This is a genomic window from Legionella sainthelensi, from assembly GCF_900637685.1.
GTDB classification, from domain to species: Bacteria; Pseudomonadota; Gammaproteobacteria; order Legionellales; family Legionellaceae; genus Legionella; species Legionella sainthelensi.
In genome coordinates, this window is the sequence record NZ_LR134388.1 from 3,870,449 (window position 1) to 3,885,911 (window position 15,463).

The following is a 15,463-nucleotide window of genomic DNA, read 5'->3' on the forward strand; positions in this document are numbered from 1 at the left end:
TTATTAATTAAAATTAAAACGTTCTTCCGCTAACCGATATAACGGACGCCAAATCAAGTGGTTAAAAGCGAGTACATACAAACACATCATTGCTGTACCTAAAGCAATTTTTGGGAAATCTCCTGTTGCTGTACTGGCTTGAATGTATTCACCTAAACCCGTGGCTCTGAGCGTAGTATTTCCCCAACTTACAAATTCTGCCACGATGCTGGCATTCCATGCACCACCTGCGGCAGTTATGGCCCCAGTAATATAAAAAGGGAAGATCCCCGGTGCTGCCAATCTTTTCCACCAAAGCCATCCTTTCAAACCAAAATTATCTGCTGCCAGATAAAGTTCACGGGGAATGGCCGATGCACCAGCAATCACATTAAATAAAATATACCATTGAGTCCCGAGGATCATCAGTGGAGTGACCCAAATTTCTACATTTAAATGGAATTTAACAATAGCAATAACAAATAAAGGATAGAATAAATTAGCTGGAAAAGCGGCAACGAATTGAATCACTGGTTGAATTTTTTGTGCAATTCTTGGTCTCAAACCTATCCATACACCTACTGGAATCCAAATTAATGAACTTAGAATAATTAAACATATCACCCGTGTCCCTGTTGCTGCACCAAGCAAAAACACATGAATAATGTCAGCAATTTTCAACTCAGCAAGAATAAAGCGCAGTAAAAACCATGTCCCAGAACACACACATAACAATACAAACGCCCCCCAAAATCTATCAAGGCGCCGTTGCTTTTTTAAATCAACTTCTTTAATTGCTTTAGACTCATTAAGGCGTAACCAACGTGCATTCACAAAATGATCCGTAAAAACGCCAATAATCTCAGCGAATTGCTTCATTAAGCGACTGCCACGCATCCAATCCACCAACCAAGATTGATATTCCACTTCATCATGTGAAGTCTCAGCTTTAAATTTTTCTGACCATGCAATTAAAGGACGAAAGAAAATCTGATCGTACAAAAAAATAACAATAACCATCGTTAAAATTGCATAACCTACAGCATGTAAATCGCGCTGCTGTATGGCTAAAGCGATGTAGGAGCCTACTCCGGGTAAGCGGATATTTTGATGTGCAACAGAAATAGCTTCAGATAAGACCACAAAGAACCAACTTGCAGACATAGAAACCATCATATTCCATAATAAACTCGACATGGAAAAAGGGACTTCCAGTTTCCAAAAACGCTGCCATGCCGACAGTCGAAACATAGAAGCGACTTCTTTTAAATCATGAGGCAGTGTTTTTACGGATTGATAAAAACCAAAAGTCATATTCCATACCTGTGCACAAAAAATAGCGAAAATCGAAGCACACTCAGGACCTAACAAACTATTTGGAAATAAATGAATAAATCCAGTTACGGTAATCGATAAAAAGCTTAAAACAGGTATGGATTGTAAGATATCAATAGCAGGAATAATTATCTGCTCTGCACGTCGATTTTTAGCAGCCCAAAGACCGACAGTGAACGTAAAAATTATGGAAAAAATAATGCGATAAACATACGCAACACAGTACGTAACGCATAAAAAGGAAGATTGGATGGATCTAAAGAAATCGGGATCTGCTCTCCCAGTTGATATGGGGTAGCCATTTGCGAGCCGGCCCAACCTAAAAAAAACAAGATAGAAAAAATAAGAATAAGAAGCAGTAAATCCCAACGATTTATATATCGACCAACTTTATCAGGATTAGCAAAGTAGAACCGACTTTCCCGCACTATGCCCCCTTATAAACTTTGGTTGATATACCCGAAATATACTTTGCAGAATCAAACAGACAGTATACACTAAAAATGCAATTACAGTTATTTAGAAATCTGTTTAACTGCTTCATAAAATACCATAAAGAAGGCTTAATCCATAGATAAAAGCCTGTGAATATCCATATACGCTGCTGATTCTAATGATTAATTGATCAATTGACGCCTATCTCAAATTAACAAAAGCAAGTCAATTAGAACAAAAATTGAACTTTCTTGTGATTTAGGTGTCTAATATAGTGAGCATTTCCCCCGAATGCTTAACTTCGCTTTACCCCCTCTTAAGCGAAGAAATGTTTAGGTTCATAATCTAAACAACCAATTTACCCCGGCTCTAGCCGGGGATTTTTTTAATACCCAATCCAAATTTGCTGCCATCGAAATACTTTTTTATGGGAAGTGGTGAATTTCAGTAAAAATGATTAAACTCAATCTATTCCATTGACAATCGAGGCATTATTCATGAACAAAAAATTAACAGGCTTCTTGGGGATACTGTTGTTCTTTTCTCAATTCAGTTATGCACAACCTGATCCCGTGCAATTATCAGTCTGGGTCAATGAGGCGATTGTTGCCACATATACGTATAGTTATAAAAATTATTTAGAAGATCAAAAAAGAATAGCCAAATATTTTACAGCAGATGGGTGGATAGCATACAGCAATGCATTAAATGCTTCAAAACTACCCGAGGCCGTACAACAAAATCTTTATTATGTCAGCGCTGTAGCCACAGAACCACCTGTCATTTCTAATATTGACGCCACGCATTGGAAAGCGACTATGGGTTTATTAGTTGTATACCAAAATCCTCAATACCAGCAAAAACAGCATTTGAAAGTGACCATCAATTTTATGCAAGCCCCCTCAGGCCAAGGCGTAAGAGGCTACACTATTTCAAGTCTACAATCTGTGGTGAACAAAACTCCTTGTAAATGCGATATTGAAGACGAGCCCACTCCCACACCACCAAGTAAAACTAGCCCAGATAACGCCAAGCAATAAGTCCTAGATGCAAAATAATGAATGAGCCAATCAAAATTAAAATGATATTTAATTTGGTTGGCACAGTCACATCTAAAGCAGATTGCTCCGGATTATCAGGATTATAATAAACGTCAATTTCTTTATCCTCTTTAAAAGCAACGGCCGCCTTATAAGCAATACTTCGAGAATATTTACTATTGGGGTTATTATGAGCTGTATCCAAAAATAAATACTCTCCAGTCAGATCTTTATCATCCACTTGATAAGAATATTCAATTTTAGGCCAAACGCTATGGCCCACTTCCGTCCATTCACAAGAAGTAATACGGCCTTGAGTGATTAACCAAGATTTCGCACGTACTAATACCTGCCTGTCTTGCCAAAAGTGTCGAAACAGAATCAAAAGAAAAAATAACCATACTAAATCAAGCATACATCGCCAAAAAATTAGCCAAGCCATTAAAGTAGTCCTAAGAAATATGCTTTATGCAATATACAGTATATATCGCAATAGGTATAATCGTTGACGTCAAGGTTCTATTATAAGGATATGCAATGATTGCTAAAACTCCTCTTCATGCCACACACATAGAATGTGGTGCAAAAATGGTTGATTTTCATGGTTGGGAAATGCCATTGCATTATGGATCTCAGATCACAGAACATCAGTATGTCCGTAAAGATGCCGGCATGTTTGATGTCTCTCACATGACCATCGTCGATGTACTTGGTGCGGGCTGCCGTCAATTTTTACGCAAACTTCTAACCAATGATGTTGACTTATTGGAACATAATGGCAAAGCTCTTTACAGCTGCATGTGCAATGAACATGGCGGCATTATTGATGACCTTATCGTTTATCAGCGTGCTTCAGATAATTATCGGATTGTTCTCAACTCGGCAACCCGAGAAAATGATTTAGCCTGGATTCGCAAAAAAAGCGAGGGATTTGCTGTTGGTTTGCAAGAGCGAAGAGAATTAGCCATGCTTGCCGTACAAGGCCCTAATGCGGTAGAAAAAGTGTTAACAATACTTAATCCTGCGCAAATTGATGCAGTTTCTACTTTAACTCATTTCGAATGCGTTGATGTAGAAAATTGGTTTTTTGCACGCACAGGATACACTGGAGAAGACGGTTTAGAAATTGTTGTTCCCCAGGAAATCATCGGTCAATTATGGCATGATTTGAGCCAAACAGGGGTCCATCCTTGTGGCTTAGGTGCTCGAGATACTTTAAGATTAGAAGCGGGTATGCTTCTTTATGGCCAAGATATGGATGAAACCACCAGTCCATTGGAATCAGGCTTAACCTGGACCATTAAGTGGGAACCAGAAGATCGCGATTTTATTGGCATGGGGGCTTTATTTTCACAAAAGCAAATAGGCATTAAACGCAAAATGGTAGGACTTACCCTGCAAGATAAAGGGATCATGCGTCAGGGCCAAAGAATAGTTGTTCCTGGTTGTCCCGATGGAATTATTACTAGTGGAAGCTATTCTCCTACACTAGAAAAGTCTATCGCATTGGCACGCGTTCCTGTTGAAACAGGGGAGGAAGTCATGGTAGACATTCGTGGTAAATTAGTCCCCGCAACAGTAGGTAAGCCACGTTTTGTCAAATTGGGAAAAGCACTATAACGTCACATTATCGGTTGAGTTCATAGCGAGCAAAACAGGGAGCTAAGGATGCTAAATTTTAGTGGTACAAACTTCTGAAGCCCCATCTCGCTTCATTTAAGCTACACTAAAAATGAGGATAAATACAATGAATGATTTAAAATTCACAATGACACACGAATGGCTAAAAAGTGGAAATGAAGAAGTAACGGTAGGCATTACGGATCATGCCCAAGAGCTTCTAGGAGATATGGTTTTTGTTGAGCTTCCAGAAATAGGTGATCAAGTCAGTGCTGGTGAAGAGTTAGGTGTCGTTGAGTCTGTAAAAGCTGCTTCTGATTTTTACGCCCCCGTTAGTGGTATTGTCACTGCAGTTAATGAAATGGTTGTTGAAAATCCAGCACTCGTCAATAGCGATCCCTATGCAGCTGGCTGGCTCGTCAAACTAAAACCAAGCCATCCCGATGAAATAAATAGTTTGTTAAACGCTGAACAATATCAAAATGAGATTGCTGAGGAACATTAATTATGCCTTATATCCCACATACCCCTGAAGACATCAAGGCCATGCTGAATGCTATTGGAGCACAAGAAACACAAGCCTTGTTTGATGAGATTCCCTCCGCTTTGCTCTATGCAGGCTTTCAAAACATACCTGCAGGCCTCAACGAAATGGATATGTTGAAAGAAGCGCAAAATTTTGCAAATAAAAATCGTAATGGAATTTGCTTTATGGGGGCAGGATGTTATGAACATCATATTCCTGCAGCAGTGTGGGATATTGCTTCTCGTGGAGAATTTTTAACCGCATATACGCCCTATCAAGCTGAAGCAAGTCAAGGGACCTTACAGCTACTCTACGAATATCAAACCATGATCTGTGAACTCACTGGCATGGATGTCTCTAATGCGTCGATGTATGATGGCGCCACTTCTTTGGCGGAAGCCATTTTAATGGCAGTACGCATCAACAAACACAGTAAAACAAATCGGGTGTTAGTTGCAGGGACTGTTCATCCTTTCTATCGTGAAACGGTTGAAACCATCTTACGTAATCAACATATCGAAGTGATTACCTTACCATTGGATGAAAAACAAGGCATCATCCCTCTTTCTGCATTAGAGCAGTATACTGGTGAAGATATTACTGCGCTCGTAATTGCACAACCTAATTTCTTTGGTTGCCTTGAAAAAGTTGATGAGCTGAGTGATTGGGCACATCAGAATAAAGTCATTAGTATTGCATGTGTTAATCCAGTATCGCTTGCATTATTAAAACCTCCACGTTTATGGGGTAGCCATGGAGTAGATATTGTTTGTGGTGAAGGGCAACCTTTAGGCTCACCTATGGCATCCGGGGGACCTTATTTTGGTTTTTTAAGTACACGTATGAGTCATGTACGCCAACTTCCTGGAAGACTGATTGGCTGTACTGTAGATAAAGAAGGTAAGAGAGGATTTGCTTTAACATTACAGGCACGAGAACAACATATCCGCCGCGCTAAAGCCACTTCAAACATTTGTACTAATCAAGGATTACTGGTTACCGCAGCAACTATCCACATGAGTCTTTTGGGAGCAGAAGGATTACACCAAGTAGCAAGCCAATGCCACCAGAATACACATGCATTGGCTGAGATTTTAACCAAAATTGATGGTGTAGAGTTAGTCTTTGATGCCCCTTATTTTCATGAGGTATTACTTCAATTAAATCACCCCGTTGAGCAAGTACTAAAAGAATTGGCCAACGCAGGCATCACTGGTGGTTATGCTCCAGAAATCCACTATCCTCGATTAACAAATACCCTTTTGGTTTGCGCTACAGAAATGCGTACTGATGAAGAAATCGAGCACTACGCAAAAACATTAAAAGCCATCATGTCTCAACGAGGTGCCTCATGTTCGTAATTCAATTAACTTATCTAGTACCGCTTAATGAAGTCGATAAGTATCTGCAATCACACCGAGAGTTTCTTGATTACTATTACAAACAAGGATTATTGGTGGCTTCTGGTCCCATGAAACCACGTACAGGCGGTATCATCATTGCAGCGACAAATGACCGTGCCTATCTTGAATCCGTATTCAAAAATGATCCCTATTATTTAGCAGAAATAGCGACGTATCAATTTATTGAATTTACCCCTGTCAATCATCGAGCTGAACTTAAAGAGCTTATTCAGAAAACGGAAGGCAAATTATGTTGATTTTTGAATTATCCCAAAAAAACCGTCAAGCTACGGCACAAGCACCGAAAATTTCAAAGAGTAAATACGCCATTCCTGCGGAATTGGAGCGCAAAATACCGCCTCAATTACCTGCTTGCTCCGAATTACAAGTGGTGCGACATTTCACGCGTCTTTCCCATAAAAATTTTGCAATAGACAGTAATTTTTATCCATTAGGTTCGTGTACCATGAAATATAATCCGCGCGGGGTACATAAAGCAGCATCGCACGCGAATTTTCTCAACCGCCACCCACTTGCTACCGAACAAGACAGTCAAGGTTTTTTAGAACCACTTTATCGCTTGCAAGAATATATAGCTGAAATGACAGGGATGGCTGGTGTGTCGTTGACACCCATGGCTGGCTCTCAGGGGGAGTTTGCAGGTGTTGCAATGATTAAAGCGTATCACCAATCTCGAGGCGATACTGCACGTGATGAAATGTTGATTCCTGATGCCGCTCATGGCACAAATCCAGCTTCTGCAGTCATGTGCGGATTTAAGATTGTTGAAATAGCTACCGCTGCAGACGGCGATATTGATCTTGAAGAATTAAAGAGCAAACTTGGCCCAAAAACTGCAGGCATCATGTTAACCAATCCCTCTACACTCGGATTGTTTATGCGACAGATTAAAGAAATAGCTGCCTTGGTTCATCAAGCTGGTGGTTTATTGTATTACGATGGTGCCAATCTTAATGCCATTCTAGGCAAAGTAAGACCGGGGGATATGGGCTTTGATGTGATGCATCTCAATCTTCATAAAACCTTCGCCACCCCGCATGGAGGCGGTGGACCTGGCGCAGGCCCGGTTGCTGTAGGTAAACGTTTGCTACCGTTCATGCCATTACCTGTCGTGAAAAAAACAAACTCAGAATATCATTGGGCAACTCGCCAAGATTATCCACAGAGTATAGGTCGTTTATCTTGCTTTATGGGAAATGCAGGCATATTACTGCGAGCTTATTTTTATATACGAGTACTTGGTAAAGAGGGGTTATTGCGTGTTTCGGAATACGCGACACTAAACGCTAACTATCTGCTTAAAGAGCTAATGAAAGCAGGATTCACCCCTGCCTATCCCAACAGACGTGCTTCCCATGAATTTATCTTAACACTAAGTCCAGAAAAGAAATCTTATGGCATTACCGCCATGGACATTGCCAAAAGATTATTAGATTATGGTATGCATGCCCCAACCACCTATTTTCCTTTGCTTATTCCTGAATGCCTGCTTATAGAACCTACAGAAACAGAAAGCAAAGAAGAACTGGATCAATTTGTACAGGTAATGAAATCGATAAAAGAAGAAGCAGCAACAAATCCTAACTTAGTTAAAGAAGCACCTCATTCTTTACCCGTTAAACGACTCGATGATGTTAAAGCAGCTCGGGAGCTCGATTTAAATTATTTTGCACGTAAAGACACTTCAGCAGAATAGACTTCTTTTAATTGTTTCTCTGGATCTACCATTACCCTCCGTAAATACGGAGGGTTCAAGAGCAACAACTCCTTGCTCTAAAATGTCACCTTGCAGCATGTCCTTGTATCGTGTTTGCAAAGAGGGTGATCACCCAAAGAAGCGATTTCCTGTAGGAATTAGCTTGTACATAAATAGTATTAAGTCTATAAATATAATACATATACTTAGAAATATTTTTATCTGAGGAAGAAGCGAAAATGTCAACCAAGAACATAACTGTTCTCCATTTTCTTTTACAAGACATTCGTGTCTGTATTGAGTTGAGATATGTAGCTAAAGTACTTCCTTTACCACTGCTTGAGGCAGTCCCATCTTGTCCTGTCTATTGCGCAGGCTTGATGAATCTTAAAAGTAAATGCATTCCTGTTCTTGATTTAGCAATTAGCATCGGTTTGCCACGTGAGCAAATATATCCTTTAAATATACCTGTTCTTCTTTGCGATAACGGCTCACATCAGATGGGTTTAATTGTTGATAACATACTTGGTATCGATGAAATAGATGAAAAAAGGATAGAAGTCCACGAAGAATTTACACAGAGTAACTCACCTTTTTTTGGTGTCATAACTCTAGAGACAGGGGTTTCGCTGTTAATCAATATTGATTGGGTATTTACGTTAAAACTTACACAAGAAATAAATCAAGTAACTAATTATGAGCAACAATACTGATACCATAATAAATGAGACAAAAAAACTCGAGCCTGAGTTTATCGAACTTATCCACAAACGATTTGGTCTTGTTATTAGGATACACCAGGCTACAGAACTCACAAAAACAATTATTGCCGCATGTATTAAATTTAATTACTCACCCCAAGAGTATCTAAATCATCTAAAAAATTGCTCCTGTAACTCGTCGTTGTTAGCTGATTTACTTGCATCAATTACTGTAGGCGAAAGCTATTTTTTTCGCGATAAGAATCAAATGATTTTGCTGGAAAAAATCCTTTTACCTCAATTAATCAAAAAAAAATCGAATGACTTTACTTTAAAAATTTGGAGCGCAGGTTGTTCTTCTGGAGAAGAAATATATACAATTGCTATCTTATTAACAGAGTTACTTCCTAATATCGATACATGGGATCTCTGTTTAATAGGAACTGATATAAACACCAGCGCACTCCAAAAAGCACACGCCGGTACTTATGGACAATGGTCGATGCGATCTATTCCTGAGAAATACATAAACCGATATTTCAAAATCAATAATCGCTCATACATTCTTTCACCAGAAATTTGCAACTTAGTACAATTTAAATATCTTAATCTATGCGATAATAGCTACCCATCGATAATTAATGGAATATTTGATGTTGATTTAATATTATGCCGTAATGTGCTAATTTATTTTGATAATGAACTCGTTACAAAAATTATGAAAAAATTAAGCGCCTGCATGACCGAGCACGGTTATCTTGTATTAGGCGCATCAGATCCAATTGTTACATCAGGAACTAATCTTATTTTTCATCATAATGATGCTATCTATTTCTCTCTAAATAAAGATGATGAAACAAAAAAGGATTTTAAGTGATGATAAAAGAACAAAAGCATGCGTCTGAACTGATACCAAAAAGTGAGGAGGCATTATGCATACTGCAAGCAAGAGCCAAACAACTTGCACAACAGGAAGTGGATAAAACTCAAAATAACGGTATTGCTTTTGTTCATTTCACCCTTAGCAAGAATGAACATTATGGAATTCCCTATCACTATGTTCAAGAAATTTTACATCATGTGGAGTTGGTAAGACCTCCCTTCATCCCCCATTTTATTGCCGGGGTCATTAATTGGCGAGGGGCATTAATTACGGTGATCGATCTATTCCAATTCTTTCATCCACAACCTTCGACGCATAAACAAAAAAACGAATTTATTATTGTGATTAATTCCGATAACATTACCCTTGCTTTACTTACTCCTCAAATCGAAGGAAGTGCTACTTATCAGCCAAATCAATTGGCCGTTCCTTTATCGTCGACTAATACAGCAAAGCCTGAGTATATTTTAGGATTACATCATGCGGTCACAGCAATCATCCATGTTGAGACTCTAATATCGAGTTTATGTTTAGAAATTAAAAAAAGTTTATATAGGAGAGGAGAGGCTCATGGAAACCATTAATAATCGAGGCTTTGTTATCACAGTTCATGCCCGCTTAATCATTGGATTTATGACTCTTAGTCTTCCTTTGTTGCTGTTAATTATGCTTTTAATACCCAAGGTTAACTTTGTAGTCCAATTAAGCCAGAAAATACGCAGTGAAAATTTGCCACAAATCCTTGATAGTCAAATTTATGAGGTTCAAGACTTACTAGAAAATTGGGCAATGACAGGCAACCCGGAAGATAAAAACCATTTCGAACGCCTATGGGGACAAATCACTAATATTAGAAATGAATGGAATCAAGCAATGCATTCCATAGATAATGCCAAACTCAGAAAAGAATGGGATAAACTAGAAGAACTCTATTTACCTCTTTACGATATTCAAAGCTCGATAATCAATAAGCCATGGGATCCCAATAATCCTGATAATGTAGAAACGACCAGGAATAAAACAAGAAGTATTGAAGATGCGATGCTTAAAATTATCGACGGTACTTATTCTGCTGAAACAGGGAAAAGAACGGGGGGTATATTCTATCTGTTGTCTCAAGAAATCGAAAAAAATACGACCAAAATCAATAAAAGTTTAGTTTCGATAAAGAATTCTGCCTATTGGCTACTGATTTTAGCTATTATTTTAACTATCATCGTTCCCTATATCACCTCGCGAGCGATGTCCATTCCAATTGACAAGGCAATTGATATTGCTGAACAAATTGCCGCAGGTGAACGCGACATCATAATTCATATTCCAACGAGAGATAAATTAGGTAAACTGCTTTTATCACTCAAAGCGATGCAAGAAGCAATTAAGAAAAATGAAGCGATTCTTCGTACTAAAGAAGAGGAATCTCGAATATTATTTGAAAAATTAGTTAATTCATCAAAGAAATTTCGTGAGCATAGCAGTAAAGTTGCCGCAGGCGACCTGAGAGAGCACCTTGAAATTGATCAAGAAGATGTTTTACAAGATTTAGGCAAAGATTTAAATTTAATGACCGATGGCCTCGCGTCTATTACAAAAAAAATCACTGCCGCGGGTAATGAGATTGTCATCATGGTTGAAACAATTCTAACTTCAGCCAATGAGCAAGCCGAAAGTATTACCTCACAAGCATCTGCAATTAATGAGATCAGCGCTTCTCTAGAAGAAATTGATAAAAGCTCAAAACAAACTATGGCTAAAGCGCAAACGTTAAGGGAAGTTGCTAAAAATACTTATGAACAAGGAAAATTAGGCACGGAATCGGTAGCACAAAGCATCGAGGGGATTAATGCTTTAGAAGAAAAAATGAAGCTGATTGCTCAAACCATTCTTGACTTAAGCACCCACACGCAACAAATTGGAGATATCACATCAGTAGTGAATACTCTAGCACAACAATCAAAAATGCTCGCATTGAACGCATCAATTGAAGCATCTAAAGCAGGTGAAGCTGGAAAAGGATTTGCTGCTGTTGCCACTGAAGTTAGAAATCTTGCGGAACAATCAGAACAATCTACAGTACAGGTACAAAAAATTCTTGAAGACATCCGACGAACTACCGAAAAAGCCGTTACTGTTACCGAGGAAGGAGCAAAAGCCCTTGAATCAGGAACAAAACTCATTGATAAAGCCGGGCAAGTCATTCAGACACTGAGTAAAATGATCAATGAAGCTTCTATTTCAAGCCAGCATATTGAAGTAGCTATACGTCAGGAAGCTGTAGGTATTGAGCAAATAGTCGAAAGTATGAATGAAATTAACCGTACTACATCAACATTTTCAGGTGGCATTAAAGAGTTGATGGATTTTATCCATAAGTTAGATGATATAGCAAAACACCTCAAAGAGGGTGTGAATATTTATAAAGTGTAGAAGCTTTAATATGACTCCAAACGATCAGTTTTTAAAACAGTTACTTGAAACATTTGGCCCAGAGCTTGAGTCATTACTGTCAATTATTACTGAGAATTTAAAAAAAATTGAACGTGCAGAAGCAGTAAATGATCTCAATCTTATGATGGCGGACATTTCTCGTGCTGGACGCAATATTAAAGTTTCAGCATTTTCAGTAGGGATGCAAAATCTTGGGAAGATCGCTGAATTTGTTGAACAACTATTTGATCCATACCATAAAATCTCTACAGAGATCATCCAATTAACATTTCGCGCAGTTGATGGGATGCGTGAAGCCATGCGGGATTTTATTGAAAAAAAACCTCTTTCCGCCAATCTTAATGAATTATTATATCAACTGGAATCTCTTTTACAGCCTGAACAACATGAAGAAGAAAAACAAATAACACCATCAAAAACTGCATCCTCTGAAAAGAAATCTAATGAAGAGAAAGCATCTTCCTCAATACCTATTCCTCCTTCCCCGGATAGTGAATTTATAAAAAAAATTGTTGAAACATTTAAAACAGAGCTTCATGAAAATTTAATCACGATAACGGATGGGTTATTACACCTCGAGAAAGGAACAGAATCTGAACAAGAATTCCAAAATTTATTGGAAGAAATTTTTCGTGTTGCCCATAATATCAAAGGCTCTGCTCGAGGCGTAGGAGCTCTTGATGTAGGAGAAATTGCTCACTATTTAGAAGCTTTATTTGCTGCAATCCAGAAAAAAAAGATCGAGATTTCTTCTGAAATAATTAATCTTTGCCTGCAATCGATTGATTATATGAGTGAAGCCATACAGTGCTTTAGTGAACAAAGACCTTTATCTTTTGATTTACACAATCATTTACAGCAATTAACCTATTATGCCGAAGGCATTACTCAAAAAGAAAAAGCGTCCAATATCTCGCTAAGTAATCAAACGTCAACCAAGCATCAAGAAACAGCTGGCGTTCCCACCGTACCTCTAAAGAATGAATTTGAATCCATACGCGTATCCTTACAAAATTTGGAACGTATTTCAGTTTATATGGAAGAGATTCAGGCCATTAAAATTGCTATTGAAGAAAACTATGCAAAATTAACCAAAATTAATTTCAAGTTAGAGCAACTAACTAAGTCCTGGAAAAAAAATACTTATGATTTAATTAAAAATTACTCTGGAAATGAAATAAAGCATTTGGATACCTTATCCTCTGTAAACTTTACTGAACTCACGGAAGCCAAAAAAGCAGCCCACTTGATTGAAAGAGAGTTACGTATCCCCGTGAGCGAATTATCGATTTTATTAAATGCACTTCAGGATGAAATTCGTACTTTGCGTCTTATTCCGGTGGTGAATCAATTACGTTATTTACCGCGCATAGTTCGTGACTTAGCTCAAGAGCTAAATAAGGAGGTGAATTTCGAAATTAAAAGTAATAATGTAAAAATTGATAAACTAATACTTGATGGTCTTAAAGATCCCATAGTCCACATTTTACGTAATGCCATTGATCATGGCATTGAAAGTAGTGAGTTGCGTCTGAAAAATGGCAAACCAGCACAAGGAAATATCACCATTGAAGTCCTGCAGAAAAACAACCAAATTGTTTTTAAAATAATCGATGATGGTTCAGGAATTAAAACAGAGGATGTAGTTCGTAGCGCGCTTCAAAAAAATATTATTACCCAAACCGAACTTGAAACGATGAAACAAGAAAATATTTTTGATCTCCTTTTTCGGCCAGGTTTTTCTACGCGCAAGTCAGCTACTGATATTTCTGGACGCGGCATAGGACTTGATGTAGTGCGATCGAACTTACTTCGTTTAAAAGGTCAAGTGAATGTAGAAAGTCAACCAGGAAAAGGAACTATTTTTTTCTTGCAAGTTCCTCTTACCTTAGCTACTGAACGCGGTTTAATTATTATGTGCAGTAGCCAGACATTTGTAATTGTTACCAGCTCTGTGGAATGCGTCTTGCTGTTACAAAAAAAAGATATTGTTCATGTAGAAGGAAATCAAACCGTCCTTGTTAAGGAACAACCAATTTTGTTATGCTCGTTGTCAAAGGTGTTGTATCTTGATGAAAATAAAAAAAATTTCAAGGAAAATTTTTCTGTTGTAGTCATCAAGAAAGATGAAGAGTGCATTGCCTTGCTTGTCGATGAAATTATTGGTGAACGGGAAATTGTACTCAAACCATTGCAAGAACCTTTAACCAATATACCTTGTGTTATTGGGGCGACTTTAACAGGCAGCAATCAAATTAATTTCGTCTTGAATTCTGCAGAGATCATTAAAAGGGTACTGCTATAGTGAACTACTACTATGATAAAAATTTTAATTGTTGATGACTCACCTACGGAAACTGCGCTAATTCAACATATCATTGAATCAGCGAAAGATATGGAGGTGATTGGTGTCGCCAAAAATGGTAAGGAAGCAATTGAGTTAACCGCAAAGCTAAAGCCTAATCTTATTACTATGGACATTCATATGCCGGTCATGGATGGACTAGAGGCTACTCGTATTATTATGGCTCATAATCCAACACCAATAGTGATCATTAGCTCCCTGATAAATAGCGAATCAGCTCATGCTACCTTTCATATTCTTGACGCAGGAGCATTAACTGCTTTAGAAAAACCGGAAAGTGTATTTTCACCTTCTTTTGAAGACAGCAAAAATCATATCGTTGATACTCTGCGTAGCCTTGCAGACATTCGAGTAGTAAAAAAACCACTAAAAAAGCATTTAGCTCATGGCAGTCACAAAGCACACACCGAGCATACAGGGGAGCCTTTATATGAAATTATTGCTATGGGGGCTTCTATTGGTGGTCCCATGGCATTGAAAACCATTCTCTCTCAATTACCAGCAGATTTTCCTGTACCTATCGTGATTGTACAACATATGAGTAGTGGTTTTATTTGTGGGTTTGCACAATGGCTTGCGGAAAATGTAAATCTCACTGTTAAAAATGCAGAAAATTATGAAACATTAAAAGCAGGAGTAGTTTACATAGCTCCTGAGCATAAACATCTGGAGATTGAGAGAGCCCATAAACATTTAATTTGCAAGTTAGTCGATGCTCCTCCTGTTTCCGGATTTCGCCCATCAATTACACATTTATTTCAATCAATCGCCAAAGTTTCCCAAGACAGAGCTATAGGAATACTTTTAACGGGAATGAGTGATGACGGCGCAACAGGATTATTGGAATTAAAACAAGCTCACGGACATACTTTAATCCAAGACCAAGAAAGCTCTGTAGTTTTTGGCATGGGGGCTGTAGCGCAATCATTAAATGCTGTAGATAAAGTTATTGAATTAGAGCATATTGCGGGTTATTTAACAAAAATTTGTACTATTATAAGCGAGTAACCT

13 protein-coding genes and 1 pseudogene are annotated in these 15,463 nt (G+C 38.2%); 12 read left to right on the forward strand and 2 right to left on the reverse strand.

The window, feature by feature from the left end:
- Positions 1 to 3: 3 nt before the first annotated feature.
- A pseudogene (locus tag EL220_RS16865) lies at positions 4 to 1,742 on the reverse strand (ABC transporter permease).
- 504 nt (positions 1,743 to 2,246) lie between these two features.
- Here EL220_RS16865 and EL220_RS16870 point away from each other — a divergent pair.
- Complete coding sequence (locus tag EL220_RS16870) at positions 2,247 to 2,789, forward strand: DotI/IcmL family type IV secretion protein (protein ID WP_027270542.1); 543 nt, start codon at positions 2,247 to 2,249, stop codon at positions 2,787 to 2,789.
- Here EL220_RS16870 and EL220_RS16875 read toward each other — a convergent pair.
- On the reverse strand, positions 2,764 to 3,231 hold the full coding sequence (locus EL220_RS16875; protein ID WP_027270541.1) for a DUF3592 domain-containing protein: 468 nt from the start codon (positions 3,229 to 3,231) through the stop codon (positions 2,764 to 2,766). The genes EL220_RS16870 and EL220_RS16875 overlap by 26 nt on opposite strands.
- Positions 3,232 to 3,326: 95 nt before the next feature.
- Between EL220_RS16875 and gcvT the strand changes: the two genes are divergently transcribed.
- The 11 genes from gcvT (at position 3,327) to cheB (ending at position 15,460) form a co-directional block, all read left to right on the forward strand.
- On the forward strand, positions 3,327 to 4,409 hold the full coding sequence (gene gcvT, locus EL220_RS16880; RefSeq protein ID WP_027270540.1) for a glycine cleavage system aminomethyltransferase GcvT: 1,083 nt from the start codon (positions 3,327 to 3,329) through the stop codon (positions 4,407 to 4,409).
- Between the two features lie 127 nt (positions 4,410 to 4,536).
- Positions 4,537 to 4,914, forward strand: coding sequence for a glycine cleavage system protein GcvH (gene gcvH, locus EL220_RS16885; protein ID WP_027270539.1), 378 nt, complete (start codon positions 4,537 to 4,539; stop codon positions 4,912 to 4,914).
- A gap of 2 nt (positions 4,915 to 4,916) precedes the next feature.
- On the forward strand, positions 4,917 to 6,296 hold the full coding sequence (gcvPA, locus tag EL220_RS16890; protein WP_027270538.1) for an aminomethyl-transferring glycine dehydrogenase subunit GcvPA: 1,380 nt from the start codon (positions 4,917 to 4,919) through the stop codon (positions 6,294 to 6,296).
- On the forward strand, positions 6,287 to 6,595 hold the full coding sequence (locus tag EL220_RS16895) for a YciI family protein (RefSeq protein WP_027270537.1): 309 nt from the start codon (positions 6,287 to 6,289) through the stop codon (positions 6,593 to 6,595). Before gcvPA ends, EL220_RS16895 begins: the two co-directional genes overlap by 10 nt.
- Complete coding sequence (gcvPB, locus tag EL220_RS16900; protein WP_027270536.1) at positions 6,589 to 8,055, forward strand: aminomethyl-transferring glycine dehydrogenase subunit GcvPB; 1,467 nt, start codon at positions 6,589 to 6,591, stop codon at positions 8,053 to 8,055. The genes EL220_RS16895 and gcvPB overlap by 7 nt, the downstream gene beginning before the upstream one ends.
- A gap of 239 nt (positions 8,056 to 8,294) precedes the next feature.
- A complete protein-coding gene (locus EL220_RS16905; protein WP_027270535.1) occupies positions 8,295 to 8,768 on the forward strand; it encodes a chemotaxis protein CheW in 474 nt (157 codons plus the stop codon).
- Positions 8,752 to 9,633: a CheR family methyltransferase gene (locus tag EL220_RS16910; RefSeq protein ID WP_027270534.1), complete on the forward strand. Its 882-nt coding sequence runs from the start codon at positions 8,752 to 8,754 to the stop codon at positions 9,631 to 9,633. The genes EL220_RS16905 and EL220_RS16910 overlap by 17 nt, the downstream gene beginning before the upstream one ends.
- Positions 9,633 to 10,223 carry a chemotaxis protein CheW gene (locus EL220_RS16915; RefSeq protein WP_232002523.1) on the forward strand — a complete coding sequence of 197 codons (591 nt, stop codon included), beginning with the start codon at positions 9,633 to 9,635 and terminating at the stop codon, positions 10,221 to 10,223. Before EL220_RS16910 ends, EL220_RS16915 begins: the two co-directional genes overlap by 1 nt.
- A complete protein-coding gene (locus tag EL220_RS16920; protein WP_027270532.1) occupies positions 10,210 to 12,066 on the forward strand; it encodes a methyl-accepting chemotaxis protein in 1,857 nt (618 codons plus the stop codon). The genes EL220_RS16915 and EL220_RS16920 overlap by 14 nt, the downstream gene beginning before the upstream one ends.
- Before the next feature lie 10 nt (positions 12,067 to 12,076).
- Positions 12,077 to 14,392 (forward strand): ATP-binding protein, encoded by a 2,316-nt coding sequence (locus EL220_RS16925; protein ID WP_027270531.1) that lies wholly within the window; start codon positions 12,077 to 12,079, stop codon positions 14,390 to 14,392.
- A 12-nt stretch (positions 14,393 to 14,404) separates the two neighbouring features.
- The gene (gene cheB / locus EL220_RS16930; RefSeq protein ID WP_027270530.1) at positions 14,405 to 15,460 is read left to right on the forward strand and encodes a chemotaxis-specific protein-glutamate methyltransferase CheB; all 1,056 of its coding nucleotides are present in this window, start codon (positions 14,405 to 14,407) and stop codon (positions 15,458 to 15,460) included.
- The last annotated feature ends 3 nt before the right edge of the window (positions 15,461 to 15,463 follow it).